Source organism: Kosakonia sp. Marseille-Q7440, assembly GCF_965119485.1.
On record NZ_CBCPLT010000002.1, the window covers coordinates 1,108,935 to 1,135,125 of the forward strand.

Sequence of the window (26,191 nt, forward strand, 5' to 3'; positions counted from 1 at the left end):
CAAATTATGGCCGATACGCGTGTACGCCAGCGGCTCTCGCGGGAAGAGCGCTACGCACAGCTGGTAGAAGTGGCATGGCAGATCATTCATGAGTTGGGTACCGAAGCGCTGACGCTCGGCTATTTAGCCGAACGCGCGGGCGTTACCAAACCGGTGGTTTATGACCACTTCACCAGCCGCTCCGGGCTGCTGGCGGCGCTCTATCGTGAGTACGATCAGCGCCAGAATCGCAAAATGGAGGCGCTGCTGGCGCAGACCGCGGCGGAACTGCAGCCGCGCGCGGAAGTGGTCGCGAAAGCCTATATCGAATGCGTGCTGTTCCAGGGGCGCGAGATGCCAAGCCTGCTGGCGGCACTGGCAGGAACGCCGGAGCTGGAGAAGATCCGCCGCGAATACGCGGTGGATTTCACCGGCACGTGTCGCACGCTGTTTGCGCCGTTTTGTGGTGCGCCTCTGCGCGACGCCGCATTATGGGCGATGCTCGGCGCTGCCGAAGGGCTCTCCTGGGCGGCAGTGCAGGATGCGATTAGCGAACAGCAGGCGAAAGAGGAGCTGGAGCGGGTGATTATTACCATGGTGCATGCGACGTTGAGTGACGAGAGGGCATAAAACGCGCACCCAGGGTGCCATCACGAGGCATTAAGTTGTATTATGAATGCATCTTAGTTATTGGTGATAACCATGTCTGGACCACGCATCCTGCGGGAAAAATTGACCATCCGGAAGATGATTGCCCTCTATCAACGCGCCTGCCCGGATGCGGTGAGCAGCGCGGCGCACTACGCGGATCTCTACGCCTACGCGGAGAAGCGGCTTGATAAGTGCGTCTTCGGCGAGGCGAAACCGGCCTGCAAGCAGTGCCCGGTGCACTGTTATCAGCCCGCAAAACGTGAAGAGATGAAACAGGTGATGCGCTGGGCGGGTCCACGCATGTTGTGGCGGCATCCGATATTGACGGTGCGCCATTTGATCGACGATAAGCGCCCGGTACCGGAGTTGCCGGAGAAATACCGACGTAAGTAGGCCGGATAAGGCGGAGCCGCCATCCGGCAACGGGGGGGCCAATGGAGGTTGTAGGCCGGATAAGCGTTTACGCGCCATCCGGCAATGGGGTTGCCTCGGTGGAATGGTTCCGTTCACATGACCCGTAGGCCGGATAAGCGTCAAGCGCCATCCGGCATTATCTCCGCGGCATCATTGCCGGATGGCGGCTGCGCCTTATCCGGCCTACCAAAACGAGCCTTCAGCGACATCGTTGCGACATTTATCTGCAATATGACAGCGATGGTGTTGACCCCCGCTGAAATCGGCGAACCGAAGCGGGAATGACAAGGTCTGGACGCCATGGATGGCGGACAGAGGCGAACCGAGACAGGGACTCGTTCCAGAATGGAACGAGTAAGTCGAGTCGAGCCGGCCGCGGTCAGGCACGCGAGAGGTGAGCGCAGTGCGCAGCACCGATTTCCTTGCGGGGCCGCGGGGATTGATAAGGGGAGCGCGGCTGTATGAACCGGGCACATAGGTAACACTTTAAACCGGGCACATGGGTAACAGGTTATAACGGTACGGTAAACAGCTGACGGAGGTTTACCGTGCCCTGGACTGAGACTGTTACCATGCAACGTTTGCAGTTTGTTGCGGCCTGCCTTGAAGGCAACCTCACGGTTGCCGAAGTGTGCCGCCGCTTTAATATCAGCCGTAAGACCGGCTACAAGTGGCTGGCCCGTTTTTCACCCGATGATGCCACCTCCCTCAGTGACCGTTCCCGGGCCCGCCATCACCAGAACGCAACGTCTGAACCCATGGTGAAGCTGCTGCTGGATACGAAGCAACAGCATCCCCTCTGGGGGCCTGAGAAGATAAGGCAGCGCCTTCTTAACCTGAACATCACCGGCGTTCCTGCCGCCAGTACCATTGGTGAGCTGTTCCGCAGTCATGGTCTGGTTAAAAAACGTAAGCCCCTCACCTTTAAGCCCACGAAGCGGCATGAGCTGCACGCTGCCGTGCGGCCAAACGATGTCTGGAGTGCCGATTTCAAGGGGCAGTTCACCCATGCCGGCGGCCGCTGGTGCCATCCCTTCACGCTGACCGATAACTGCAGCAGGATTGTGCTGGCCTGCGATGCCACCTATACGCCTGATGGCCGGTTTGTTATCCCCTGCCTTGAGCGGGTGTTCCGGGAATGCGGGATGCCGCAGGTGCTGCGTACGGACAACGGTCCTCCCTTTGCCGGGGCCGGTCTGTGGGGGCTGAGCCAGATGTCCGTATGGCTGATTAAATGTGGTGTCCTGCCGGAACGTATCCGGCCGGGTAAACCCACCGAAAACGGAAGACATGAGCGGATGCACCGCACCCTGAAGGATGCGCTGAAGCGACATGCGAAGTTCACTTCTCTTGAGGAGCAGCAGATCTGGATGGATGCATGGCGTCATGAATTTAATGAGATACGCCCCCACAGGGCGCTGGGCGGAAAAACACCCCGTTCGGTCTGGTATCCGTCAGAGCGCATCTTTACCGGCCCGCTGAAGGCAATGCCCGTACCGGATGATGCCCGGACACTGCGTGTCTCATTAAAAGGCGATTTATGCTTTAACAGCACACGGATATTTTTATCAGAAGCGCTGAGAGGAGAATGGGTATGGATGAAGCAGGTCGGGGAAGAGCTGGACGAAATAGGTTTTGGTGAACTGATACTGGCCCGGTACGACAGACGGAATCATCGTATAATCCGGGCCGACTGAAGCAAAAAGTGTCACCCATGTGACCGGTCAGATCTGTAACCCATGTGACCGGTTCATACACGGCCGCTTCCCTTATCCCGTTCACCGCATAAGTTGTCAATGGAACCGCACCACGTATGGTGAACGGAACCCTTCCACAAAAAGCCACATGCCAGATCCATTGCCTGATGGCGGCTTCGCCTTATCAGGCCTACAACTTATCCGGCCTACAGCCCCTCTTTATCAATCCCCAACCGTTTCATCCTTGAGAGCAGCGTCGTGCGCTTCAGCCCCAGCCGTTGCGCGGCACCTTTTGGCCCGGCGACCACGCCGTTGGTCTCCTTTAACACGCGCACAATCAGCTGATACTCATCTTCCCCGTCGCGCGGCGACTCGGCGGGCGGCGTCACGACCGCAGGCGGCATGGCGATCTCCGCCATCGAAAGCTGCAACACATTGCCGCGCGTCAGCAGCACCGCGCGCTCAATCATATTCTCCAGCTCGCGCACATTCCCCGGCCACTCCATCGCGCTCAGCACCCGCAGGGTTTCCGCCGGAATACTGTCGATATTGCGCCCCATCTTGCGGGCGATTTTGAAGGTGAAAGCTTTCACCAGCAGCGGAATATCCTCCGGGCGCTCGCGCAGCGACGGAAGCTGGATAGGAAACACATTCAGGCGGTAGTAAAGATCGCTGCGAAACTCGCGATCGGCGACCATCTTCTTCAGATCGCGATTGGTGGCGGCGATCAACCGCACATCGGTACGGATCAGTTTGTTACTGCCGAGCCGCTCAAACTCCTGCTCCTGCAACACGCGCAGCAGCTTCGGTTGCAGCTCGAGCGGCATATCGCCCACCTCATCAAGAAACAGCGAGCTCTTATCCGCCAGCTCAAAGCGGCCGATGCGCTGGGCGCTGGCGCCGGTAAACGCGCCGCGCTCATGACCAAAAAGATCGCTCTCCATCAATCCGGCCGGCATTGCCGCACAGTTCATCTTCACCATCCGGCGGCTGTTGCGCTCGCTCAGGTTGTGGATAGCGCGGGCAATCAGCTCCTTGCCGGTGCCGGTTTCGCCGAGGATCAGCACCGTGCTGTTACTGCGCGCTACCATCTCCACCTGTTTCAGCACCCGTGACATCGCCTCGCTGCGGCCTATGATCTCGCCAAACTCGCTGTCGACCTTATTCAGCTGCTCGGTCAGCGCGAGGTTCTCATCCACCAGCCGCTCCTTCAGGCGATGGATCTCCTGGTAGGCCAGCGCGTTATCCACCGCAATGGCGATACGCTCGGCGATCTGGCGCAGCAGCTTGAGGTTCGCCTGGGTAAAGACCTCTTTCTGGCACTGCGCCAGCTTCAGCACGCCGAGCAGGTTCTTGCCCGACATCAGCGGCAGCAGGCAAAGCGTCTGGATCTGGTTGCCCCAGGTCTCAAACAGCATCCGCTCATAGGGCGCAAGCTTGTCGCGCTCGTGCAGGTTGAGCAGCAGCATCTCTTTACTCATAAACACGCGCTCCGTCAGCGTGCCCGCCTCGTCCGCCTCCTGAGTTTCGTGCGTCGGGTTGGCCTCATCCAGATAGTGCGTGGAGTAGATGGTCAGCTTGCCTTTACGGCTGCCGCGTAGCACCAGGCTGATGGCGTCAATGCCGAAGTAGTAGTGGATCTCTTTGGCGACTTCGCTCACCAGCTCATCCATATGCAGCCGCGAGAGCACGGCGTTAGTGATGGCGACCAGAATGCGGTAATCGTTGCGCTCCTGGCTGAGCAGGGCATAGTCCGGCGTGCGCCGGTCGCGGGTCTGCAACTGTTCAGCCACTACCGCAACTAACTGCGTCAGCGTATTAAGGCGCTCCAGCTCGCGCTCGCTCCACGGCTGGTCGTCATAGCGGAAGAACTCGCAGCCGCCGAAAATCTGCCCCTCTGCCGCCAGCGGCAGCAGCGCGTAGTGGGCGAAGGGTGGGTAAAGCCCGCTTGCGGCAAGGACGGGCCAGGTCTCGTTAAACAGCTCCGCCGTGCAGTGCAGCGCCTGCGGGTGAGAGAGAATATGCCGCACCGGCCCGCTCGCCAGCAGCGCCTGATCGCCATACTCCGCGCCCTTTTCCGTTGTCTGCACACTGTAGCGGCTCGCCCGGTGGCTATCCGCATGCCACAGCACAATCGCCGCACCCTGCGCCAGCCCCGCCTGACGCGCCAGCTGCGCCAGCGTTTCGCTGAGCGCCGCCACGTTCGGCTGCTGTAATAAAATCCGCGTGATATCGAAAAGCCCTTGCTGTCCGAGATCGCTCATCGGTGTATACGACATTTTGCTCATCCAGAAACACACCAAGAGGTGTGAAAAATAACAACTAGCAGATCCGCGGTAACGGCTCCGCATGGGGGAGATCTAACAGGCGTTTCACGCCGTAAAGCCCGGCTAACCGCACGCCCTGTTGTTCGACGACTTCACCAATCATCGCAGCATCTTTACCTGAAGGGTGGGCGCGTAAGCGGCTGAGCGCCAGTTCGGCGCTGTCGCGCGCGACGGCGATCACCAGTTTGCCCTCATTGGCGAAGTTAAGCGCATCCAGCCCCAGCAGTTCACAGACGCCGCGCACCGCCGGGTTAATCGGCAATTTGCTCTCTTGTAATTCAATGCCATATCCGCAGGCGGCGGCAAACTCGTGCACCACCGCGTTGACGCCGCCGCGCGTCGCGTCACGCAGGGCTTTGACGCCGGGCAGATCGCGCAGCGTCCCGATTAACGGCGTCAGCACCGCGCAGTCGCTGCTTAACTCACCGTCCAGCCCCAGCCCTTCACGCAGGTTAAGGATCGTCGCGCCGTGATCGCCCAGCGTACCGCTTGCCAGCAGCACATCGCCCGGCTGTAACGAGGCCGCCGCCCAGTGAATAGTGGCGGGGATCGCGCCTATACCGGCGGTATTAATAAACAGCTTATCCGCCGCGCCGCGCTGCACCACTTTGGTGTCGCCGGTGACAATGGCGATCCCGGCGCTGCGGGCAGTTGCCGCCATGCTCTCCACCACCTGTTTTAGGGTTGCTATCGACAGCCCCTCTTCGAGGATAAAGCCGCAGGAGAGGTAGCGCGGGATCGCGCCGCTGACCGCCACATCATTAGCGGTGCCGCAGACGGCGAGTTTGCCGATGTCACCGCCGGGGAAAATCAGCGGGTCAATCACATAGCTGTCGGTGGAGAAGGCAAGCCTGTCGCCGCCCGCTGCCAGCGCGGCGAGATCGAGGCGCGCCTGATCCTCCTGCTCCGCCAGCCAGGGGTTGGCGAAGGCCTGCATAAAAAGTTCGCCGATTAGCTGCTGCATCGCCTGGCCGCCGCTGCCGTGCGCCATCTGAACCTCATTCATACTTCACACTCCTGAGCACGATAGTGATACCAGGCAGCGCAGGCCCCTTCAGAGGAGACCATCAGCGCGCCAAAGGCGCTTTGTGGATTACAGGTATTGCCAAACAGCGGGCAGTGGTGCGGTTTGCAGCGCCCGGTCAGCACGTCGCCGCAGCGGGCGCGCGGGTCGTCATACACCTGCTGCACCGCCGGCTGGAAATGGGCTTCGGCGTCAAAACGCTGATAGGGAGCGGTCAGATGCACGCCCGACTCGCCAATCATTCCGAGCCCACGCCACTCGCTGTCGCCGCGCACGGTGAACACGTCGGCAATCGCCTCTTGCGCCCGTCGGTTGCCCTCATCCGGCACCACGCGGCGATACTGATTCTCCACCTCGCTTCGCGCCGCAACTTTCTGCTCGACCAGCATCAGCACGCCCTGTAACAGGTCGAGCGGCTCAAAACCGGCGACCACCAGCGGGCGCTGAAACTCATCGGCAATAAAGGTATAGGCATCGGTGCCAATCACCATGCTGACGTGGCCGGGCGCGAGAAAGGCGTCGATGCCGTTATCGGGCTGCTCAAGCAGGCTGCGCAGGGTCGGGATCAGCGTGATGTGCTGGCAGAAGAACCAGAAGTTGTTGATATCGCGCGCTTTCGCCTGCTGTAGCGTGATGGCGGTGGCAGGCATGGTGGTTTCGAAGCCGAGGCCGAAAAAGACCACTTTACGCTGCGGGTTTTTCTCCGCCAGCGCCAGCGCATCGAGCGGCGAGTAGACGATGCGCACATCCGCGCCGTGCGCTTTCGCTTGCAGCAGGGAGCCGTTTTTGCCCGGCACACGAATCGCATCGCCGAAGGTGCAGAAGATCACCTCCGGGTGGCTGGCAATCTCTACGCAGGTGTCGATGCGCCCCATCGGCAGGACGCAGACCGGGCAGCCGGGGCCGTGGATAAACTCAATATTCTCCGGCAGCAGCTGGTCGAGGCCAAATTTGAAAATGGCATGGGTGTGGCCGCCGCACACCTCCATAATGCGCAGCGGTCGCGCGGCGGTGTAAGCCAGCCCGGTGGCGCGCTCTCGCAGGCGGGCGATAAGCTGCATCACCTGCTCCGGGGCGCGGTATTCATCGACAAAGCGCATCACCCCTCCTCGCCGTAGAGCAGCGCGCCGACATCCGGCTCAACGTCGAACATATTTTGCAGCGCCGCCAGCGTTTCGCGCGCTTCCGCTTCGTTGATGATGCTCATGGCAAAGCCGACGTGCACCAGCACCCACTGGCCGATACGCGAGCGACCTTGCTCATCTTCACTGCCGACCAGCGTTAAATCGACATTACGCTGGATGCCGCTGACGTCGACTTTCGCTTGCAGGCCGTCAATGGCGCAGATTTGCCCCGGAACGCCTATGCACATCGTTGCGCCTCCAGCCACTCAAGCCACGCGTCCATGCCGTCGCCTTTGGTGGCGGAAACCAGCAGGATCTCAATCTCCGGGTTCACCTCCCGGGCGTAGGCAATGCACTGCTCAACATCGAAGTTGAGGTAGGGAAGCAGATCGACTTTGTTGAGCAGCATCAGCGAGGCGGCGGCGAACATATGCGGATATTTGAGCGGCTTATCCTCGCCTTCGGTTACAGAGAGCACCGCCACTTTATGCCGTTCGCCGAGGTCAAAACTCGCCGGGCAGACCAGATTGCCGACGTTCTCAATAAACAGGATGCCCTGCTCAGCGAGCGGCAGACGCGGCGCGGCATCGGCAATCATCTGCGCGTCGAGGTGGCAGCCTTTGCCGGTATTAACCTGAATCGCCGGGGTACCGGTGGCGCGGATGCGCGCGGCGTCGTTAACGGTTTGCTGATCGCCCTCAATCACCGCGCAGGGGAGGCGGTTTTTCAGGCGCAGCAGGGTTTCCGTGAGCAGGGTAGTTTTGCCGGAGCCGGGGCTGGAGACCAGGTTCAGCACCAGTTGCTGGCGGGCCGCGAAGCGCGCGCGGTTGCGGGCGGCGATGCGGTTGTTCTTATCCAGCACGTCGATCTCAACTTCCAGCATCCGCCGCTGACTGATGCCCGGCGCGTGGGTTCCCGCTGCGCCGTGTCCATAATGCAGGTCGCCTTCGTCAAGCTGAGTCGGGCTGAATGCATCGGTTTTGACCCCGGTAATGGTCAGCGCCGGGCGCGTCGCCGGAGCGAAGGGGGCGCTGCGAAAGGCAGAGTGGGGGTTATGTTCATCGCCTTCTATATAGCGGTTTCCATCCTGACAACCACATGTCGTACACATTGCTTACTCCTCAATTTCCAGTCGCTGAATTTGCATACCGTCGTCGGCGACGATCTGCAACTGGTCGCTGTGGCATTGTGGACAGCGGCGTACACGCTGACTGAGTAACGTCACATACTGCTGGCAAGACTCACACCAGCACTCGGCCTGTTGTTGTTCGATATGCAGTCTACAACCTTCCGCCAGGCTGCCGCGGCAGACCAGATCAAAACAAAACGTTAAAGCGTCCGTTTCGACGCAAGAAAATGCGCCCACCTTCAGCCAGACGCCGGTGACCTTGCGTGCGCCATTCGCCGCCGCCTGTTGTTCAATCACCTCCAGCGCGCGCTGGCACAACGTGATTTCATGCATAACGCCTCCTTATCATTTCCCCTGCTAATGCAATAACAGTGCCACTCCCGGTTTAGTCAGGGTGACGATGACGACAATGACGAGATGACACGTCGAAACACGCTCCGGTTTTTATAAAATGATTAAAAATCAATTGCTTGAAAACTGGCATGGATGATGCTTATCAGCAGTTGTTTCAATTAAGCGGGTAAGCTGAGATGACGATTTGGGAAATTAGCGAAAAGGCGGATTACATCGCCGGACGGCACCACCGTCTGCAAGAGGCGTGGCGCAGTTACTGCAATACGCTGGTTCAGGGCATTACGCTCGCCAAAGCGCGTTTGCACCACACCATCGGCTGTGCGCCGGAGCAGCAGCTCTGCTTCGTACTGTTCGATCACTTCACGGTTTACATCACCCTGAGCGGCGGCTTTAACGGCCACACCATTGAGTACGCGATTGCCAATAAAGGCAGTGAAGAGAAGCGTTTAATCGCCGAAGCGCGGCTCACCAGCGACGGAAAAATTGATGGTCTGTTTGACGTCCGCGATCGCGAAAAGGTGCTTGAGCATTACCTCGGCAAACTCGCCGCCGTGTACGACAACCTCTATGCCGCAATGGAAGCCGATACGCCGGTCAACCTCACCACCCTTGCCCGCGACGGGCACTCGCCGGTGCTGGCCTGAGCTGGAGTGTCGACGGGTGTCGAGATGACACCGAAAGCGACATGTTTCGTCAAAAATGACTGCCCGTAAGCGGGCGACTCACCTGAGGATCGACTGGTGAACCGTTTTGTAATTGCCGACCCGGCGCTCTGTATTGGCTGCCACACCTGCGAGGCGGCCTGCGCCGAGACGCACCGCACGTATGGGTTGCAGGCGATGCCGCGCCTGCGCGTTATGCGCAGCCAACATGAATCCGCGCCGCAGCAGTGCCACCACTGTGAAGATGCGCCCTGCGCCGGGGTCTGCCCGGTGAACGCCATCAACCGTGAGGATGGCGCGGTGCAGCTCAACGAGAGCCTCTGCGTCAGCTGTAAGCTCTGCGCGATTGCCTGTCCGTTCGGCGCGATTGAGTTTTCCGGCAGCCGTCCGCTGGATATTCCGGCCAACGTCAACACGCCGAAAGCGCCCGCCGCACCGCCGATGCCTGCGAAAGTGAGTTCGCTGCTCGACTGGGTACCGGGTGTGCGCGCCATCGCCGTGAAGTGCGACCTCTGCTATTTCGACGCCGACGGCCCGGCCTGCGTGCGCATGTGCCCGACCAAGGCGCTGCACCTGGTCAGCCCGCACGACATCAATCGCGCCAGCCGCCGCAAACGCGAGCAGACCATTAATAGCGATTACGGCGATCTGGCGCAGTTTGCGCAGAATAACGGGAGTGCAAAATGACGCTTTTCTCTTTGTTGAGCGGCGCGGTCGTCACACTGAGCGCTGCTGCGCTGCTGGCGGGCCTGCTGAGCGCGTTCAAACCCCTGAGCGGTTTCTTCGCCGGTCTTGGCGGCGCGGCTGGCTGCCTGCTGGCGACGGCTGCGGGTGCTGGCGCACTGCTCGACGGGCAAACCGTGAGTGGTATTGTGCCGCTCATCAACCTTCATCTGTTGCTCACGCCGCTGAGCGCTGTCTGGCTGCTGACGCTTGGCGTCTGCGGCTTCTTTATCAGCCTCTTTAACCTGGCGTGGCACCGCCATCAGGCGGTAAAAGCCAATGGCCTGCTGATTAACCTTCTGCTGGCGGCGGCGATCTGCGCGGTGAGCGCAGCTAACCTCGGCGCGCTGGTGGTGATGGCGGAGATCATGGCGCTCTGCGCGGTGTTCCTCACCGGGTGCAGCGCCTCCGGCAAACTCTGGTTCGCCCTCGGGCGTCTCGGCACGCTGCTGCTGGCGCTGCTCTGCTGGCTGCTGTGGCAGCGCTACCAGACTCTCGATTTTAGCGTGCTGAGCCTGCACCCGCTGAGCGGCGGCCTCTGGCTGCTCGGCGTGATTGGTTTTGGCCTGCTGGCGGGGATCATCCCGCTGCACGCCTGGGTGCCGCAGGCCCATGCCAACGCCCCGGCTCCGGCGGCGGCGCTCTTCTCCGCCGTGGTAATGAAAGTCGGGCTGTTCGGCATCCTGACGCTCTCTTTATTTGGCGGGCAACCGCCGCTGTGGTGGGGCGTGCTGCTGCTGGCATTTGGTCTGCTGACCGCGTTTGTCGGCGGGCTTTATGCGCTGATGGAGCACAACATTCAGCGGCTGCTGGCTTACCACACGCTGGAGAACATCGGCATTATCCTGCTCGGCCTTGGCGCGGGCATCAGCGGGCTTGCGCTGCGCCAGCCTGCGCTGGTGGCGCTCGGGCTGGTCGGCGGTCTCTATCATCTTTTCAACCACAGCCTGTTTAAGTGCACGCTGTTTCTCGGCGCGGGCGCGCTCTGGTTTGCCACCGGTTTTCGCGATATCGAAAAACTGGGCGGCCTCGGTAAACGCATGCCGCTTATCTCGCTGGCGATGCTGGTCGGCCTGATGGCGATGGCCGCGCTGCCGCCGCTCAACGGTTTCGCCGGCGAGTGGGTGATCTACCAGGCCTTCTTCCGCTTAAGCGCCAGCGGCAGTTTCCTGCTGCAAGTGATGGGGCCGCTGCTGGCGGTTGGGCTGGCCATCACTGGCGCGCTGGCGGTGATGTGCATGGCGAAAGTCTATGGCGTCACCTTCCTTGGCGCACCGCGCAGCGCGCAGGCAGAAAATCCGCACCCGTTGCCGTGGCTGATGAGTGTAAGCGTGGCGGCGTTGGCAATCTGCTGTGTGATTGGCGGGGTTGCCGCGCCGTGGCTGCTGCCGCGCCTGTTCAGTGCCGTGCCGCTGCCGCTTGAAACGGCGAACACCGTGGTGTCGCAACCGATGATTGCCCTGCTGCTGATTGCCGCGACGCTGCTGCCGCTGGTGCTGCTCGTGCTGCTGAAGGGCGACCGCCTGCCGTCCCGCAGCAGGGGGGCAGCGTGGGTGTGTGGTTACGACCATGAAGCATCGATGGTCATCACCGCCCACGGTTTTGCGATGCCGGTTAAAGCGGCCTTCGCGCCGGTACTCGCGCTGCGCAAATGGCTGGAGCCAACGCTCTCGCTGCCCGTCTGGCGGGGCGACGCCGCGCCGCTGCTGTTTCGTCGCCTGGCGCTGATTGAGCTGGCGGTGCTGGTGGTTGTGGTGATTTCCCGAGGAGCCTGAAGATGAGTTTTCTGTTTGCTGTTGTACAGGCGCTGGTGCTGTTCGCCCTTGCGCCGTTGCTTTCCGGCATCAGCCGCGTGGCGCGTGCGCGTCTGCATAACCGGCGCGGGCCGGGCGTGCTGCAAGAGTATCGCGATCTGTTCAAACTGCTTGGGCGGCAGAGCGTCGCCCCGGCGGCTTCCGGCTGGGTCTTTCGCCTGACGCCGCTGGTGATGGTTGGCGTAATGCTGACGATTGCCACCGCGCTGCCGGTAGTGACGGTGGCCTCACCGCTACCGCTGCTTGGGGATCTGATCACGCTTATCTACCTCTTCGCCATTGCCCGCTTCTTCTTCGCCATCGCCGGGCTGGATACCGGTAGCCCCTTCACCGGGCTGGGTGCCAGCCGCGAAGCGATGCTCGGCGTGCTGGTGGAGCCGATCCTGCTGTTGGGGTTATGGGTGGCGGCGCTGGTCGCCGGGTCAACTCATATCACCCACATTACCGACACCGTTTATCACTGGCCGCTGCACGCCAGCCTGCCGCTGTTTCTCGCGCTCTGCGCCTGCGCTTTCGCCACTTTTATTGAGATGGGCAAACTGCCGTTCGATCTGGCGGAAGCGGAGCAGGAGTTGCAGGAGGGGCCGCTCTCCGAGTACAGCGGCAGCGGCTTCGCCATTCTCAAGTGGGGCATCAGCCTGAAACAGCTGGTGGTGCTGCAACTGTTTGTCGGCGTCTTTTTACCCTGGGGGCAGATGGCCTCCTTCAGGGTTGGCGGGCTGCTACTGGCGCTGGTTGTCGCGCTGCTGAAACTGCTGCTCGGCGTGCTGGTTATCGCCCTGTTTGAAAACAGCATGGCGCGCCTGCGTTTTGTTGCCGCCTCGCGCGTCACCTGGGCCGGTTTCGGCGTCGCCTTTCTGGCCTTTGTCTCCTTGCTGGCGACCTATTAAGAGAGTTCATCTATGTCTGAAGAAAAGATCGGCCAACACTACCTTGCTGCGCTGCATGAAAAATTCCCCGGCGTGGTGCTGGATAGCGCATGGCAGACGAAGGATCAGCTGACCCTGACCATCAAAATCAACTATCTGCCGGAAGTGGTCGAGTTTCTCTACTACCAGCAGGGCGGCTGGCTGTCGGTGCTGTTTGGCAACGATGAGCGCAAGCTCAACGGCCACTTCGCCGTTTACTACGTGCTGTCGATGGAGCAGGGCGTGAAGTGCTGGATCACCGTGCGCGTCGAAGTGGATGCCCTGAAACCGGAGTACCCCTCGGTCACGCCGCGCGTGCCGGCGGCAGTGTGGGGCGAGCGCGAAGTGCGCGATATGTATGGCCTGATCCCGGTAGGCCTGCCGGATGAGCGCCGTCTGGTGTTGCCCGACGACTGGCCGGATGAACTCTATCCGCTGCGCAAAGACAGCATGGATTACCGCCAGCGCCCCGCGCCGACCACCGATGCGGAAACCTACGAGTTCATCAACGAACTGGGTGATAAGAAGAACAATGTGGTGCCAATTGGCCCGCTGCACGTCACCTCTGACGAACCGGGCCATTTCCGCCTGTTCGTCGATGGCGAGAACATTATCGACGCCGATTACCGCATGTTCTATGTCCACCGCGGCATGGAAAAGCTGGCAGAAACCCGCATGGGTTACAACGAGGTGACCTTTCTGTCGGATCGCGTCTGCGGCATCTGCGGCTTTGCCCATAGCACCGCTTACACCACCTCGGTGGAGAACGCGATGGGCATTGTCGTGCCGGAGCGTGCGCAGATGATCCGCGCCATTTTGCTTGAGGTCGAGCGCCTGCACTCCAACCTGCTCAACCTCGGCCTTGCCTGCCACTTTGTCGGCTTTGACTCCGGCTTTATGCAGTTCTTCCGCGTGCGTGAAACCTCGATGAAGATGGCGGAAATTCTCACCGGGGCGCGTAAAACCTACGGCCTGAACCTGATTGGCGGCATCCGTCGCGACATGCTGAAGGATGAGATGATCCAGACCCGCCAGCTGGCGCAGCAGATGCGCCGCGATGTGCAGGAGCTGGTCGATATGCTGTTAAGCACGCCGAACATTGAGCAGCGCACGGTCGGCATTGGCCGCCTTGATCCGCAAATCGCCCGCGACTTCAGTAACGTTGGCCCGATGGTGCGCGCCAGCGGCCATGCCCGCGACACCCGCGCCGATCACCCGTTTGTCGGCTACGGCCTGCTGCCGATGACTGTCCACACCGAGCAGGGCTGCGATGTGATTTCGCGCCTGAAAGTGCGTATCAACGAAGTCTTTACCGCCCTGAACATGATTGATTTCGGGCTCGATAATCTGCCCGGCGGCCCGCTGATGGTCGAGGGCTTTACCTATATTCCGCACCGCTTTGCCCTCGGTTTTTCCGAAGCGCCGCGCGGGGATGATATCCACTGGAGCATGACCGGCGACAACCAGAAACTCTACCGCTGGCGCTGCCGCGCGGCGACCTACGCCAACTGGCCAACCCTGCGCTACATGCTGCGCGGCAATACCGTCTCTGACGCGCCGCTGATTATCGGCAGCCTCGATCCTTGTTACTCCTGCACCGACCGCATGACGGTGGTGGATGTGCGCAAGAAAAAGAGCCAGGTGGTGCCCTACAAAGAGCTGGAGCGCTACAGCATTGAGCGTAAGCACTCGCCGCTGAAATAGGAGGAGCGTTGCAAGCCATGTTTACCTTTATCAAAAAAGTGATCAAAACCGGTGCACCGACAAGCGACTATCCGCTGTCGCCGATGCCGGTTGATAAAAATTTTCGCGGTAAGCCGCAGCACAACCCGCAGCAGTGCATCGGCTGCGCCGCGTGCGTCAATGCCTGCCCCTCTAATGCCCTGACGGTAGAGACCGATCTCGCCACCGGCGAGCAGGCCTGGCAGTTTAATCTTGGGCGCTGCATCTTCTGTGCCCGCTGCGAAGAGGTCTGCCCGACGGCGGCGATTACCCTGTCGCAGGAGTATGAGCTGGCGGTGTGGAACAAGGCTGACTTTCTGCAACAGTCGCGTTTTGAACTGTGCCAGTGTCGTGAATGCGCGCGCCCCTTTGCCGTGCAGAAAGAGATCGATTACGCCATCGCGCTGCTGGCGCATAACGGCGACACCCATGCGGAAGCGCACCGTGCCAGCTTTGAAACCTGCCCGGCCTGTAAACGCCAGCAGTGCCTGGTGCCAACCGATCGGATTGAATTGACCCGCCACATGAGAGAGGCCAGCTGATGAGCCAGCTTATTGGACCGCGCGACGCAGAGGGCATTCCGCTGCCGATGACGGTGGAGGAGTCCATCGCCAGCATGAAAGCCTCGCTGCTGAAGAAGATCAAACGCTCCGCTTACGTCTACCGCGTGGATTGCGGCGGCTGCAACGGCTGTGAAATCGAGATTTTCGCCACTCTTTCGCCGCTGTTCGACGCCGAACGCTTTGGCATAAAGGTGGTGCCGTCGCCGCGTCACGCCGACATTTTGCTTTTTACCGGTGCGGTCACCCGCGCGATGCGCTCCCCGGCGTTACGCGCCTGGCAATCGGCGCCCGATCCGAAAATTTGTATCTCCTACGGTGCCTGCGGCAATAGCGGCGGGATCTTCCACGATCTCTACTGCGTCTGGGGTGGAACCGACAAGATCGTGCCGGTCGATGTCTATATTCCCGGCTGCCCGCCGACGCCTGCCGCCACGCTGTATGGCTTTGCGATGGCGCTCGGGCTGCTGGAGCAGAAAATTCACGCTCGTCTGCCCGGCGAGCAGGACGATCAACCGGCAGAGATCCTCCATCCGCAGATGGTGCAACCGCTGCGGGTCAAGGTGGATCGCACCGCGCGTCGGCTGGCGGGTTACCGCTATGGCCGCCAGATTGCTGATGATTACCTGCGCCTGCGCACCCTCGGCGAGCATGAAGTGATGAACTGGCTGGCGCAGGAGAACGATCCGCGCCTGACGGAGATTGTCAGCCACCTTAACCAGGTGGTGCAGGAGGCGAAAATCTGATGGGCGAAACGGTGGTCTTTAGCCAGCTGCGGCGCAAATTTATCGATGAAAACGAGGCGACGCCGCCGCAGGCGCAGCAGGTGGTCTACTACAGTCTGGCTATTGGCCACCATCTTGGGGTGATCGACTGTCTGGAGGCGGCGCTCACCTGCTCATGGGACGACTACATGGCGTGGATCGCTACCCTTGAAGCGGGCAGCGAGGCGCGGCGAAAAATGGAAGGGGTGCCGCGCTACGGCGAAATTGTGATCGACAGTACGCATGTGATGCTGCTGGCGAACGCTTTTGACCGCGCGCTGGCGCAGCAAAACGCAACGCAGCAGGCGTGGAGCCGCGAGTTGTTGTCGATACTGCATGATATTTACCAGGAGAGCGCCATCTATCTGATGGTCAGGAGGTTACGTGACTGACGTTTTACTCTGTGTCGGCAACAGTATGATGGGCGACGACGGCGCAGGCCCGCTGCTGGCGGAGATGTGCGCCGCCAAACCTGCCGGAGAGTGGCGGGTGATTGATGGCGGTAGCGCGCCGGAGAATGATGTTGCCGCGATCCGTGGTTTGCGCCCGGCGCGGCTGCTGCTGGTCGATGCCACCGATATAGGGCTTAACCCCGGCGAGATCCGCGTGGTTAACCCGGACGACATCGCCGAGATGTTTATGATGACCACCCACAATATGCCGCTCAACTACCTGATCGATCAGCTGAAAGAGGATGTCGGCGAGGTGATTTTCCTTGGCATTCAGCCCGATATCGTCGGCTTTTACTACCCGATGACGCCGCCGGTGAAGGCGGCGGTAGAGACGATCTATCAGCGGCTTGAGGGCTGGCAAGGGCAGGGCGGTTTCGCCACCCTTTAACGGCGACGTTTCTCTGCGTACATCACTTTGCCGCTCTCCTCCAGCATGTCGCGCAGGGTGGTGTACTTCTCATCCTGCTCAATCACGCCGTGAGAGTAGTTGATGTGATAGTTTTTGCCGCCGCTCATCTCCAGCGCGTCCATTCGCGTTTGCAGATCGAAGAGGAAGGCATCGACATCGTGCTCGGCGCTGTTACTGAGCAGCACGGCAAACTCCCCGCCACCCATGCGCGCGGCGATATCCTGCTCCTGCAGGCATTTCGTCAGCGTGCTGGCGAAGGTTTTCACCACCGCATCCCCCTCTTTACTGCCCAGCACTTCATTGATCGACTTCAGGTTGTCGATGCTGAAATAGAGCAGGCTAAAAGGGGTGTTGTGCTCTTTCGACAAGTTGAAGCGCTTCTCGCCGGAGCGGTAAAAGCCGCGGCTGTTGGGCATGCCGGTCAGGGCATCGGTCATCGCCATACTGAGGATTAAAAACTCATCTTCGACGATGGCGGCGAAATCGAGCAGGGTGTTGATCTCCGCGCTGGAGAAGGGGCGCGGGTAGGTATCAATGATGCAGATGGTACCGGCAATCGCGCCATCCGGCAGACGCACCGGGCAACCGGCGTAGAAACGCACCCACGGCTCGCCGGTGACAAAGGGGTTATCGGCAAAGCGCGTATCCATCTGGGTATCTTTCACAATAAAGACGCCCTCTTCGAGGATGGCGTGGGCGCAGAAAGAGAGGTTACGCGGGGTTTCGTGGGTATCGATGCCGCCGCGCGAGAGCAGCCACTGGCGATCGCGATCGAGCAGGCTGATCACCGCAATCGGCACATCGAAGGTGGTTTTCGCCATGCGGGTTAAGCGGTCGAAGCGTTCGTCATCTTTTTTATCAAGCAGATCCATCATGTATAAAGAGTGCAGACGCTCTTTTTCGTTGACTGGCATAGCTGGAAAAATCATATGACATCCTCGATAGGGCCCGTTTTCTCAAGTGTAGACATTTCTTGTAACGATTGCGTTATATATCCGTGGCTTGAGGATGGCCTTTACCCTTCGCACAAAAGGTGCATTGCCGCCTTCAGACGCGCCGCCTACAATCGACTGACTTAACACACAGGAGCAATGCTATGTCTGAACTTTCGCTTACTTATCGTCTGGGCGACAACGAAGTGGGTCGTCTGGGTTACGGTGCAATGCAGCTCGCAGGCCCTGGCGTGTTTGGCCCGCCGGCCGATGAAGCGCGCGCGCTGCAGGTGCTGCGCGATGCGGTGGCCGCCGGGGTGAATCATATTGATACCAGTGATTTTTACGGCCCGCACGTTACCAATAAATTGATTAAGCAGGCGCTGCATCCCTACCCGGATAACCTGACGATTGTCACCAAAGTCGGCGCGCGCCGCGATGAGAAAGCCAACTGGCTGCCCGCCTTTAGTGATGAAGAGCTGACCCGCGCGGTGGAAGATAACCTGCGCAATCTCGGGCTCGATGTGCTGGATGTGGTGAACCTGCGCGCGATGTTCAGCGCTCATGGCCCGGCAGAGGGTTCACTGGATGCGCCGCTGGAGACGTTAATTAAGCTTAAAGATCGCGGGTTGATTCGCCATATCGGCCTCAGTAACGTGACGGCGAAGCAGGTGGCGGACGCGCAGAAAATGACGCCCATCGTCTGCGTGCAGAATCTCTATAACGTGGCGAACCGCCAGGATGACGCGCTGATTGATAGTCTGAATGAGCAGGGCATCGCCTTTGTGCCGTTCTTCCCGCTCGGCGGTTTTTCACCGCTGCAATCGAGCGAGCTGAATGCAGTGGCGGCAGAGCTTGATGCAACGCCAATGCAGGTGGCGCTGGCGTGGTTGTTGCAGCGTTCGCCCAATATTTTGCTGATCCCTGGCACCTCCTCTCCGCAGCATTTGCAGGAGAACCTCGCCAGCGCGAAGCTGGTGTTGCCGCACGAGGCGCTGGAAACATTAAACAGCATCGGCGCGTAGCAAACGATTCGGTATTTGTCGGCGTGATAAGTATTTGTAGGCCTGATAAGCGTAGCGCCATCAGGCGTTAATCGGCGGCACTGCCGGATGGCGACTGACGCCTTATCCGGCCTACAAAGCTATCAACCGATTCGGTGTGCGTAGGCCTGATAAGCGCAGCGCCATCAGGCATTAATCGGCGGTATTGCCGGATGGCGGCTTTGCCTTATCCGGCCTACAAAACTCTCAACCGATTCGGTTTACGTAGGCCTGATAAGCGTAGCGCCATCAGGCATCAATCTGCGGCATTGCCGGATAACCGGCCCACAAAAATCCGGCATTACCCAACCTTAACCACCGACTCGCGGCACACCAACTCGCCCTGATGGGCGCGCGGCGGTGTCTCGTCCGGCAACAAGAGGATCGCCACCGCGTGGCGGATCATCTCATCCATCGGCACATGCAGGGTGGTGAGCGCCGGATTGTAATATTTGCCAATTACCGAATCATCGAACCCGGCAAGGGAAACATCCTGCGGCAGGCGCAGCCCGGCCTCCTGACACGCTTTTGCCACGCCAATCGCCATATCGTCATTCCCCGCCAGCACACAGCTGAACGGCACATTGCGCGCCAGCAGCTCGCGCCCGGCTTCATAACCGCTGTCGGTGCTCCAGCTTCCGCGCACCAGCAGTTGCGGGTCAGGCTCGATTCCGGCGTTGCGCAGCGCCTGGTGATACCCCGCCAGGCGGCTGTCACCGGTCGGCGAACCCTCGGAACCGGCGACGAAGGCAATACGCGTATGCCCCTGCGCCAGCAGATAGGCCACCATCCTTTCACTGCTCTGCTGGTGGTTAACAAACACGCACTGGCTGCGGTGGCGGGTCAGCTCGCGGTTGATCACCACAATCGGCGTCTCGCTGGTATCGATAATCTCATCCAGCTCATCAACCGTCAGGTATTTCGGGTAGATAAGAATCGCTTCACAGCGCAGCGACAGCAGCAGGTCGATAGCGTCCCGCTCCTCTTGCGCGCTGTGTTTTCCATCCGCCAGCACCAGCTGCCGACCGTGCATTTCGCTGTCGGTCGCCGCATGGTAAATCATGCTGGAGAAGAACGGGCCGTTGTAGAGCCCGTTAGTGATCACCAGACCGACGGAGTTGGTTTTATTATTGGCAAGGTTGCGCGCCAGTTGGTTTGGCTTGTAACCCGTTTCGTCAATCGCCTGCATAATGCGGGCTTTAACCTCTTCGCGGACAAAGACTTTGCCGTTCAGCGCGCGCGATACCGTCGCTTTGGAGACGCCTGCCAGCCGTGCGACATCCAGTATCGTTACCATTCTTCATCCTCGCTCGTGTTATCTCTCTTGTCAGGCCAGCGACATCAGCGGCGCTCCCGCCGTGACGGCACCTTGTGACTGATGGTGAGTAAGCGTGAACTCATCGCTGTTCACCACCAGCACCGGCGTTGTTAAATCATACCCGGCCTGCTCAATTTTCGCCTTATCGAATGCCAGCAGAGGCGTGCCTGCGGTAACCCGGTCGCCCTCTTTAACCAGCGGCGTAAAGTATTGCCCCTGTAAATTAACGGTATTCAGGCCAACATGGATCAGTAATTCTGCGCCATTGTCACAGATCAGGCCGATAGCGTGATGAGAGTCAATTAATGTCGCGACCTGCGCATCGCACGGCGCGACCACTTTCCCTTCGGCTGGGACAATCGCGATGCCATCGCCCAGCACTTTGCCGGCAAACGCTTCATCTTTCACGCTCTCCAGCGCAATCACTTCGCCTTTAATCGGGCTGAGCATTTGCAGTGTGCCAACGGTAACCGTCGCCGGTTTCTGCTCTGCGGGCGTCTCTTCAACCGGATCGTCAAAACCGACAAACTGCACCATCACCACGGTGAGCACAATCGCCGTCCCGGCACCGGCCAGTTCGCCAATAAAGGACATCGGCGCATCGGGGCTGATGGCGTTCACCAGCGTAAAGAGACCCGGCAGCGCGGCATAAGCATAATAAAGGCTGCCAAACAGGCTGGCGACCACCGCGCCGATGGCACCGCCAATACAACCGCAGATAAAGGGCTTTTTAAAGCGCAGCGTAACGCCGTAAATCGCCGGTTCGGTAATACCAAAAATGGCCGTCACGCCCGCCGAGAGCGAGGTGGCTTTCAGCTGTTTGTTACGGCTTTTGATAAACACGCCGAAGACCGCTGCCATCTGACCAATCACCGCGATGGTCTGGTAGGCCTGGAAGGAGTCATACCCCTGGGTGTCGAAGTTGGCCATGATCACCGGCGTAATGCCCCAGTGAACGCCAAAGATCACAATCACCTGCCAGACGCCGCCAATAATTGCTGCCGCCAGCGCCGGAGCGGCATGGAACAGGGCGTTGTAGCCATTTGCCACGCCAATCGCTGCCCAACTGGTCAGCGGCCCAATCACAATCAGCGTCAGCGGCACAATCACCACAAAGCAGATAAGCGGCGTAAAGAGCGGGCTTATCACCTCTGGCAACCATTTTTCCACCCGGCGCTCAAACCACGACAGCGCCCAGACGAGGAACAGCGGCGGCAGCACCGACGAGGTATAGACCGTTTCCGCCAGCGGGAAGAAGAGGAACTTCACTTCGTTACCGGCGGCGATTTTGCCCGCCAGCGCCGTCCACTCCGGGTTGATCAGCGCACAGCAGCAGAGCACGGCGATAAACGGATTGCACTTAAAGTGGCGCGCGGCGGTGATGGCAATAAACACCGGCAGGAAGGCAAACGGCGTCCAGGACATAAAGTTGAGCACCGCAAAGGTGCCGGTGGATTTGATATCCGCATCCGCAAGGCCGAGCAGGATCAACAAACCCTGTAAAATCCCGGCGGCGGCAAGAATATAGACGATCGGGGCAAAGACTGCCGACATGGTGGCGATCACCGCATCGAGCCAGCGCGTTTTGGGTGGCGGCGCATCATCGCCGCGCTCTTTCACCATGCCGCTCAGGGCGTTAAAAACATCGGCGACGTGAGTACCAATCACCACCTGAAACTGACCGCCGCTCTCAACGACCGCAATCACGCCGGGCAGACTCTGCACATTGCTTTTCGCCGTGGCGGGCGTTTCATTGAGGACGAGGCGCAGTCGTGTGGCGCAGCGGGAGAAGTTGCTGATGTTCTCTTCACCGCCAACCTCCCGCAGGATATCGCTCGCTAACTTATTGTAATCCCTGATAACGGCCATTTTTATTTACCTTTTATTATCGGAAACTGAGTAGGTGTAACTGGGTGAAACCGGTTTCATGCTAGCCTGGTGACGCTCTGCCGCAACCGGTTTCATGGAAAAGTGCGAGCTAAATCACTCCTAAAAAAGAGGGGTTACGGCGACATTTCGTTGCCGGGCGAAGCATCGCGTTGGGCGCTGCATAACACTGGCGAAACGGAACAGTGGAGGGAGTACTTATGATCGCAGTGTTATTTGAAGCGGATATTGCGCCTGGCGAGCAGCCGCGCTATATGCAACTTGCCGCAGAACTGAAGCCGCAGCTGGCGGAGATTGACGGCTTTATCACCATTGAGCGCTTTCAGAGCCTGAGCACGGAGGGGAAGATTTTGTCCCTCTCCTGGTGGCGCGATGAGGCAGCGGTGATCGCCTGGAAGCAAAACGTCCTGCACCAGGCCGCGCAGGCAGAAGGGCAGCGCACCATCTTTTCGTTCTACCGCATTCGCGTCGCGCAGGTATTTCGCGACTATGCCTCGACCGACAGGAGAGCCTGATATGTACGATCTTCACGTGGTGCTGGATAACGCGCCCGGCGCGCTGGCGGCGCTTGGCGAAACGCTTGGTCGCAATGGCGTCGGTCTTGAGGGCGGCGGGGTGTTTACCGTCAATGCGCAGTGCCATGCTCACTTTCTGGTGGAAGAGGGGGAGCGCGCAGGGCAGGTGTTGAAGGCGGCAGGCTTTACGCTGCAAAGCGTGAGAAAGCCGCTTATCCGCAAACTAAAGCAGGAGAGGCCGGGCGAGTTGGGTGAGATTGCGCGCGCGCTGGCAAACGCCGGGATCAACATTGAGGTGCAGTACAGCGATCACGATAATCGCTTGATCCTGCTCACCGATAATGATCCACTGGCGCACGAGGTGACACAACATTGGGACGTTTCGAAAGTATGAGTTTACCTGCCGACAATTCACCGCCAGTGCTGGAGACCGCTCTTGCCGCCATCGCCAGCGCCATGGCGGAGCCGTCGCGCGCGCGGATGCTCTGCGCGCTGATGGATGGGCGGGCGTGGACCGCAACGGAACTCTGCGCGGTGGTTGATATCGCCGCGTCGACGGCCAGCGCGCACTTAACCAAGCTGCTAAACAGCGGGCTGCTGGTCTGCGTCTCGCAGGGTCGGCATCGCTACTACCGGCTGGCGGGCAGCGATGTCGCCGGGCTGCTGGAAAATATGATGGGTGTCTCGATGCGCGGCGCAAAAGCCCCCGTCACCCGCACGCCGCAAGCGCTCCGCCGGGCACGTACCTGTTACGATCACCTCGCCGGTGAGGTCGCTGTTGGCATTTACAGCGTGATGCAGCGAGATGGGTGGATAACCGAAGCGGGAGATGCGGTAACCGAAACCGGCAGGCGCGAGCTTGCGAAACTCGGCGTAGCGCTCGACCCGCACACCCGGCGTAAACCTTGCAGCGCCTGCCTCGACTGGAGCGAGCGCCGCTTTCATCTCGGCGGCGATGCCGGTGCTGCGCTGCTTATCGCCTTCGAACAGCGCGGCTGGCTGCAGCGCACGCCGGGCTACCGCGAAGTGACGATTACCGAAGAGGGAAGAAGTGCACTGTTCAGGGTGTTTGGTGTGCAAGGATGAGGATAAAATTGCCGACGCAGAGTTCAGCAAGCATATGCGAAATAAGGAGTTATTATGGCAACCTTAGACGAACTATTAGTGAAACGAAGTCCTGAAAGTCTGGCGCGCATTGAAGAGCGGGTTGATGAGTTACGACGCAGCATTGTGTTAAGCCAGCTTCGTGAAGAGTTGAACATTTCCCAGACGGAGCTTGCCAGCCTGATGGGGGTGAAGCAGCCAACGCTTGCAAAAATAGAGCAGCCGGGCAACGATCCGCGTCTCTCAACCCTTAAACGCTATGTTGCGGCGCTGGGCGGCGAGTTAACCATTGATATTACGTTGCCTACCGGTAAACGGGTGGCTTTTCAGATTTGAGGCTGCCGCGCTATACCGCGTATGGCTTTCTGGTGGACGGTTGCAATATATCCAGCTACCAACCACTGTGCTGGCCCCAGCTTTAACCGCCTCGAATGCCACCATTCGCGCCCAAAGTCGTCGCATTTGTAGGCCGGATAAGGCGTCAGCCGCCATCCGGCAATGCAGCCGATTGCTGCCTGATGGCGCTGCGCTTATCAGGCCTACGCAACCCGAATCGTCTGTAGGCCGGATAAGGCATATCCCTCTCTTTGTTGTGCAAAGCGATGTGCTGTAAGGTTATGTCTCGTTTTAAAGCAAGGAGAGCTCAATGCGTATCAGTGGTGTGACAACATTACTCGTAATCCTTTTTCTCAGCGCACCCGCGATAGCGGAGCCCAAACAGCAAGCCTCTGAGCTGGTGAAAAAGTACACGCTGGCAGAGGATGCGGATAAAACTGCCGTGTTAGAGGATTTCGACAAGCTCGCGCACAAAAATCCTGAAAATATGAATGTTATTCGCAGTTATACCAGCCTGCTTTCTTCCAGAGGCGACTATCAGAAATCGCTCACTTACCTTGAGCCTGTTAACAGAGCTAACGCTAATCCATCATTATTGCTGCAAGAGTGCATGCTCAAAGAGCGTCTGGGTAAAAAAGAGGATACGTGCTATCAACGTGTAATCAGCGAATCGGAAAGTAATCATATTGAAAATATGGATTATCTGATGGCGCTGTTTTTTACCAACGACGATAAATTTCCGGCGGTTAAACAGCGTTTATTAACAAAAAATCCGGCGCTAAGTGATGATTTCAATATCTTCTCGCAGGATAAACGTAGTGTACTGATGGCGATTTATCCTTAAGAGAATAATTATGAGCCCAGTCACTGGGCTCAAAATCAGTTATCGCTAAATATTTCTGTATTACCGTCATTATCCTGAACGGCAAAGCCTACAGAGAATATGCGTGAAGAGGGGATTATCGCTTTCTCTCTTTTTTCGTCTGAGTCGAGGTACACGGTGAAGTTATAGGAGTGCCCTTTTTCAAACTTATAGCCATAAGTCGGCATGCAACTATCAGAGCTGGCCGCTGTATCGTTGATATCATATTTTTCAAACGCATTTTGCGGATTCCCGACTTCTGAGATTTTGACAATCGCCACTTTTTCATCGCCTTCGGGTTGAACAAGAACACAAACATTATTCGCGACGGTAACAGCCTTAGCCCGTAGCTGCGGAGGCTGTGGGTTCTGATGACAGGCTGCAAGCGATAATACTAACAGGCTTACTAACACCATTTTTTTCATTGGCTATTACCTTTGGTTTAAAAAGTGTGAAAGAACATATTCGTATTCTGGCAGGACAGTCTTATTTGTTACACCCCTGAAATTGATAAGGCGTACGTTTTTAATCCATCTGGAATACCCTAGTTTTCGAAGCAACCAATAATCAGCAATGATGGATGCTTGCTGTTCCATCGTGTAGTGATGGAGCAACCTCTTACCATCAAGGCGGTATGTATAATCAGCAACTCCGCTAAAAAGGCCGCTCAACCTTACCCACATACCTTTCTGGTGCTGCCAGACATGAGCCATTTCATGTATGAAAGTATGCTGAGATTCATCATTTCCTTGCGAGAAGTCGGATAAATAACCCTCTTTTCGAAACCACAGCTCTCCATTGGGGGCCATAGCATAAGCCGGATCTTGTAATCCGAATGGAAAGTAACTGTCACAATGTACTTTGACGTCGTTATAAAAAATTGAATTGCCATATATAGAGCGTGCCAGCACAACTTCCCCACATGTTAACGCTCTTTCAAAGCCTTCCCTGGTTTCCATCTTTATGCTCCCTGTTTTCCCTAAACACCAAAATAAGACCACCATTTGTAGGGGAAAAGCCAGAATCAAAATCTCAAAGTATCCGAAGAAAAAGATTAATTTCGAACGATACTGCCAGTCCACAGGAGGTGTTCCTGATAAAGAGAGGCTCTGATCCAGCTAAAACATTACTTTGCGAGGGGGCGTGAGGCCGCTTTTAGGGGGTTATAGCGGGCATCGGTTGCAGCGATGATCGGCGCTGTAGCCTGATGTTTTGGCAAGGATTACCCTATCAGCCACAAGATAAAAAAGATCCGTTCTCTACCGAGGCGCACATTGTCACCTTTTTCCCCAAAAAGCCGAATAACTTCAGCAAGGTCGATATTGTGATGACTTACGCCTTCGAAGCGAACGGCCAGACCTGGAGCAATAAAAATCAAACGCTACCATCAACACTGTCAATCCTGGCGATCACCACATCGGCAAAGCGGTTCCGGTGATCTATTACCGTGGCGACCCCAGCTTCAACCGTTTCGATCGCCA

30 protein-coding genes are annotated in these 26,191 nt (G+C 58.6%); 19 read left to right on the plus strand and 11 right to left on the minus strand.

Annotated elements, in window-relative coordinates; all coding sequences use genetic code 11:
* The first annotated feature begins 6 nt into the window (after positions 1–6).
* The 3 genes from ACWPW2_RS19025 (at position 7) to ACWPW2_RS19035 (ending at position 2,741) form a co-directional block, all read left to right on the plus strand.
* A complete protein-coding gene (locus ACWPW2_RS19025) occupies positions 7–609 on the plus strand; it encodes a TetR/AcrR family transcriptional regulator (protein ID WP_454124732.1) in 603 nt (200 codons plus the stop codon).
* A gap of 72 nt (positions 610–681) precedes the next feature.
* Complete coding sequence (locus ACWPW2_RS19030) at positions 682–1,023, plus strand: nitrous oxide-stimulated promoter family protein (protein WP_023481143.1); 342 nt, start codon at positions 682–684, stop codon at positions 1,021–1,023.
* Positions 1,024–1,592: 569 nt separating this feature from the next.
* The gene (locus tag ACWPW2_RS19035) at positions 1,593–2,741 is read left to right on the plus strand and encodes an integrase core domain-containing protein (protein ID WP_454121351.1); all 1,149 of its coding nucleotides are present in this window, start codon (positions 1,593–1,595) and stop codon (positions 2,739–2,741) included.
* A gap of 206 nt (positions 2,742–2,947) precedes the next feature.
* Here ACWPW2_RS19035 and flhA read toward each other — a convergent pair whose 3' ends face one another.
* The 6 genes from flhA to hypA are packed head-to-tail and all read right to left on the minus strand — an operon-like array spanning position 2,948 to position 8,678.
* Positions 2,948–5,020: a formate hydrogenlyase transcriptional activator FlhA gene (flhA, locus tag ACWPW2_RS19040; RefSeq protein WP_454124734.1), complete on the minus strand. Its 2,073-nt coding sequence runs from the start codon at positions 5,018–5,020 to the stop codon at positions 2,948–2,950.
* Between the two features lie 43 nt (positions 5,021–5,063).
* Positions 5,064–6,074 carry a hydrogenase expression/formation protein HypE gene (hypE, locus tag ACWPW2_RS19045; RefSeq protein WP_454124736.1) on the minus strand — a complete coding sequence of 337 codons (1,011 nt, stop codon included), beginning with the start codon at positions 6,072–6,074 and terminating at the stop codon, positions 5,064–5,066.
* Positions 6,071–7,192 carry a hydrogenase formation protein HypD gene (hypD, locus tag ACWPW2_RS19050; protein ID WP_454124738.1) on the minus strand — a complete coding sequence of 374 codons (1,122 nt, stop codon included), beginning with the start codon at positions 7,190–7,192 and terminating at the stop codon, positions 6,071–6,073. Before hypD ends, hypE begins: the two co-directional genes overlap by 4 nt.
* Positions 7,192–7,464, minus strand: a complete 273-nt coding sequence (locus ACWPW2_RS19055) for a HypC/HybG/HupF family hydrogenase formation chaperone (RefSeq protein WP_042718782.1) — start codon at positions 7,462–7,464, stop codon at positions 7,192–7,194. The genes hypD and ACWPW2_RS19055 overlap by 1 nt, the downstream gene beginning before the upstream one ends.
* The gene (gene hypB, locus ACWPW2_RS19060) at positions 7,455–8,327 is read right to left on the minus strand and encodes a hydrogenase nickel incorporation protein HypB (RefSeq protein WP_042718780.1); all 873 of its coding nucleotides are present in this window, start codon (positions 8,325–8,327) and stop codon (positions 7,455–7,457) included. The genes ACWPW2_RS19055 and hypB overlap by 10 nt, the downstream gene beginning before the upstream one ends.
* A 3-nt stretch (positions 8,328–8,330) precedes the next feature.
* Positions 8,331–8,678, minus strand: coding sequence for a hydrogenase maturation nickel metallochaperone HypA (gene hypA / locus ACWPW2_RS19065; protein WP_023480549.1), 348 nt, complete (start codon positions 8,676–8,678; stop codon positions 8,331–8,333).
* A gap of 197 nt (positions 8,679–8,875) precedes the next feature.
* On the opposite strand from hypA, the gene hycA reads away from it, so the two are divergent.
* The 9 genes from hycA (at position 8,876) to hycI (ending at position 16,692) form a co-directional block, all read left to right on the plus strand.
* Positions 8,876–9,343: a formate hydrogenlyase regulator HycA gene (hycA, locus tag ACWPW2_RS19070; RefSeq protein ID WP_454124741.1), complete on the plus strand. Its 468-nt coding sequence runs from the start codon at positions 8,876–8,878 to the stop codon at positions 9,341–9,343.
* Between the two features lie 96 nt (positions 9,344–9,439).
* Positions 9,440–10,048, plus strand: coding sequence for a 4Fe-4S dicluster domain-containing protein (locus ACWPW2_RS19075; protein WP_454124743.1), 609 nt, complete (start codon positions 9,440–9,442; stop codon positions 10,046–10,048).
* Positions 10,045–11,859 (plus strand): formate hydrogenlyase subunit 3, encoded by a 1,815-nt coding sequence (gene hycC, locus ACWPW2_RS19080; RefSeq protein ID WP_454124745.1) that lies wholly within the window; start codon positions 10,045–10,047, stop codon positions 11,857–11,859. The genes ACWPW2_RS19075 and hycC overlap by 4 nt, the downstream gene beginning before the upstream one ends.
* Before the next feature lie 2 nt (positions 11,860–11,861).
* Positions 11,862–12,788 (plus strand): respiratory chain complex I subunit 1 family protein, encoded by a 927-nt coding sequence (locus ACWPW2_RS19085; RefSeq protein ID WP_454124747.1) that lies wholly within the window; start codon positions 11,862–11,864, stop codon positions 12,786–12,788.
* A gap of 12 nt (positions 12,789–12,800) precedes the next feature.
* Positions 12,801–14,510: a formate hydrogenlyase subunit HycE gene (hycE, locus tag ACWPW2_RS19090; protein WP_023480644.1), complete on the plus strand. Its 1,710-nt coding sequence runs from the start codon at positions 12,801–12,803 to the stop codon at positions 14,508–14,510.
* A gap of 17 nt (positions 14,511–14,527) precedes the next feature.
* Positions 14,528–15,070, plus strand: coding sequence for a formate hydrogenlyase complex iron-sulfur subunit (locus ACWPW2_RS19095; RefSeq protein WP_454124749.1), 543 nt, complete (start codon positions 14,528–14,530; stop codon positions 15,068–15,070).
* Positions 15,070–15,834, plus strand: coding sequence for an NADH-quinone oxidoreductase subunit B family protein (locus ACWPW2_RS19100; protein ID WP_042714733.1), 765 nt, complete (start codon positions 15,070–15,072; stop codon positions 15,832–15,834). The genes ACWPW2_RS19095 and ACWPW2_RS19100 overlap by 1 nt, the downstream gene beginning before the upstream one ends.
* A complete protein-coding gene (locus ACWPW2_RS19105; protein WP_454124752.1) occupies positions 15,834–16,244 on the plus strand; it encodes a formate hydrogenlyase maturation HycH family protein in 411 nt (136 codons plus the stop codon). Before ACWPW2_RS19100 ends, ACWPW2_RS19105 begins: the two co-directional genes overlap by 1 nt.
* Positions 16,237–16,692: a hydrogenase maturation peptidase HycI gene (gene hycI / locus ACWPW2_RS19110; RefSeq protein WP_454124754.1), complete on the plus strand. Its 456-nt coding sequence runs from the start codon at positions 16,237–16,239 to the stop codon at positions 16,690–16,692. Before ACWPW2_RS19105 ends, hycI begins: the two co-directional genes overlap by 8 nt.
* Here hycI and ACWPW2_RS19115 read toward each other — a convergent pair.
* Positions 16,689–17,642 carry a diguanylate cyclase domain-containing protein gene (locus ACWPW2_RS19115; RefSeq protein ID WP_454124756.1) on the minus strand — a complete coding sequence of 318 codons (954 nt, stop codon included), beginning with the start codon at positions 17,640–17,642 and terminating at the stop codon, positions 16,689–16,691. The genes hycI and ACWPW2_RS19115 overlap by 4 nt on opposite strands.
* A gap of 167 nt (positions 17,643–17,809) precedes the next feature.
* On the opposite strand from ACWPW2_RS19115, the gene ACWPW2_RS19120 reads away from it, so the two are divergent.
* Positions 17,810–18,670: an aldo/keto reductase family oxidoreductase gene (locus tag ACWPW2_RS19120; RefSeq protein ID WP_454124758.1), complete on the plus strand. Its 861-nt coding sequence runs from the start codon at positions 17,810–17,812 to the stop codon at positions 18,668–18,670.
* 319 nt (positions 18,671–18,989) lie between these two features.
* On the opposite strand, the gene ACWPW2_RS19125 is transcribed toward ACWPW2_RS19120, so the two are convergent.
* Together ACWPW2_RS19125 and ACWPW2_RS19130 are read right to left on the minus strand one after the other, a co-directional pair.
* The gene (locus ACWPW2_RS19125) at positions 18,990–19,985 is read right to left on the minus strand and encodes a LacI family DNA-binding transcriptional regulator (protein ID WP_454124760.1); all 996 of its coding nucleotides are present in this window, start codon (positions 19,983–19,985) and stop codon (positions 18,990–18,992) included.
* Between the two features lie 30 nt (positions 19,986–20,015).
* On the minus strand, positions 20,016–21,875 hold the full coding sequence (locus ACWPW2_RS19130; protein WP_454124762.1) for a beta-glucoside-specific PTS transporter subunit IIABC: 1,860 nt from the start codon (positions 21,873–21,875) through the stop codon (positions 20,016–20,018).
* 218 nt (positions 21,876–22,093) lie between these two features.
* Here ACWPW2_RS19130 and ACWPW2_RS19135 point away from each other — a divergent pair, with 218 nt between their 5' ends.
* The 5 genes from ACWPW2_RS19135 to ACWPW2_RS19155 all read left to right on the plus strand — a co-directional run bounded on the left by ACWPW2_RS19135 (position 22,094) and on the right by ACWPW2_RS19155 (position 24,692).
* On the plus strand, positions 22,094–22,408 hold the full coding sequence (locus ACWPW2_RS19135; RefSeq protein ID WP_454124764.1) for an antibiotic biosynthesis monooxygenase family protein: 315 nt from the start codon (positions 22,094–22,096) through the stop codon (positions 22,406–22,408).
* Position 22,409: 1 nt separating this feature from the next.
* Complete coding sequence (locus ACWPW2_RS19140; RefSeq protein ID WP_042714719.1) at positions 22,410–22,802, plus strand: amino acid-binding protein; 393 nt, start codon at positions 22,410–22,412, stop codon at positions 22,800–22,802.
* Complete coding sequence (locus ACWPW2_RS19145; protein WP_454124766.1) at positions 22,799–23,494, plus strand: ArsR/SmtB family transcription factor; 696 nt, start codon at positions 22,799–22,801, stop codon at positions 23,492–23,494. The genes ACWPW2_RS19140 and ACWPW2_RS19145 overlap by 4 nt, the downstream gene beginning before the upstream one ends.
* 54 nt (positions 23,495–23,548) lie before the next feature.
* Positions 23,549–23,848 (plus strand): helix-turn-helix domain-containing protein, encoded by a 300-nt coding sequence (locus tag ACWPW2_RS19150; protein WP_454124768.1) that lies wholly within the window; start codon positions 23,549–23,551, stop codon positions 23,846–23,848.
* Positions 23,849–24,158: 310 nt separating this feature from the next.
* Positions 24,159–24,692, plus strand: a complete 534-nt coding sequence (locus ACWPW2_RS19155) for a hypothetical protein (protein WP_454124770.1) — start codon at positions 24,159–24,161, stop codon at positions 24,690–24,692.
* 35 nt (positions 24,693–24,727) lie between these two features.
* Here the strand turns inward: ACWPW2_RS19155 and ACWPW2_RS19160 are convergent, their stop codons facing one another.
* Positions 24,728–25,135, minus strand: a complete 408-nt coding sequence (locus ACWPW2_RS19160; RefSeq protein WP_279794443.1) for a putative T6SS immunity periplasmic lipoprotein — start codon at positions 25,133–25,135, stop codon at positions 24,728–24,730.
* 6 nt (positions 25,136–25,141) lie between these two features.
* The gene (locus ACWPW2_RS19165; RefSeq protein WP_034813591.1) at positions 25,142–25,669 is read right to left on the minus strand and encodes a hypothetical protein; all 528 of its coding nucleotides are present in this window, start codon (positions 25,667–25,669) and stop codon (positions 25,142–25,144) included.
* 248 nt (positions 25,670–25,917) lie between these two features.
* Here ACWPW2_RS19165 and ACWPW2_RS19170 point away from each other — a divergent pair, with 248 nt between their 5' ends.
* Positions 25,918–26,148, plus strand: coding sequence for a hypothetical protein (locus ACWPW2_RS19170; protein ID WP_023480567.1), 231 nt, complete (start codon positions 25,918–25,920; stop codon positions 26,146–26,148).
* The last annotated feature ends 43 nt before the right edge of the window (positions 26,149–26,191 follow it).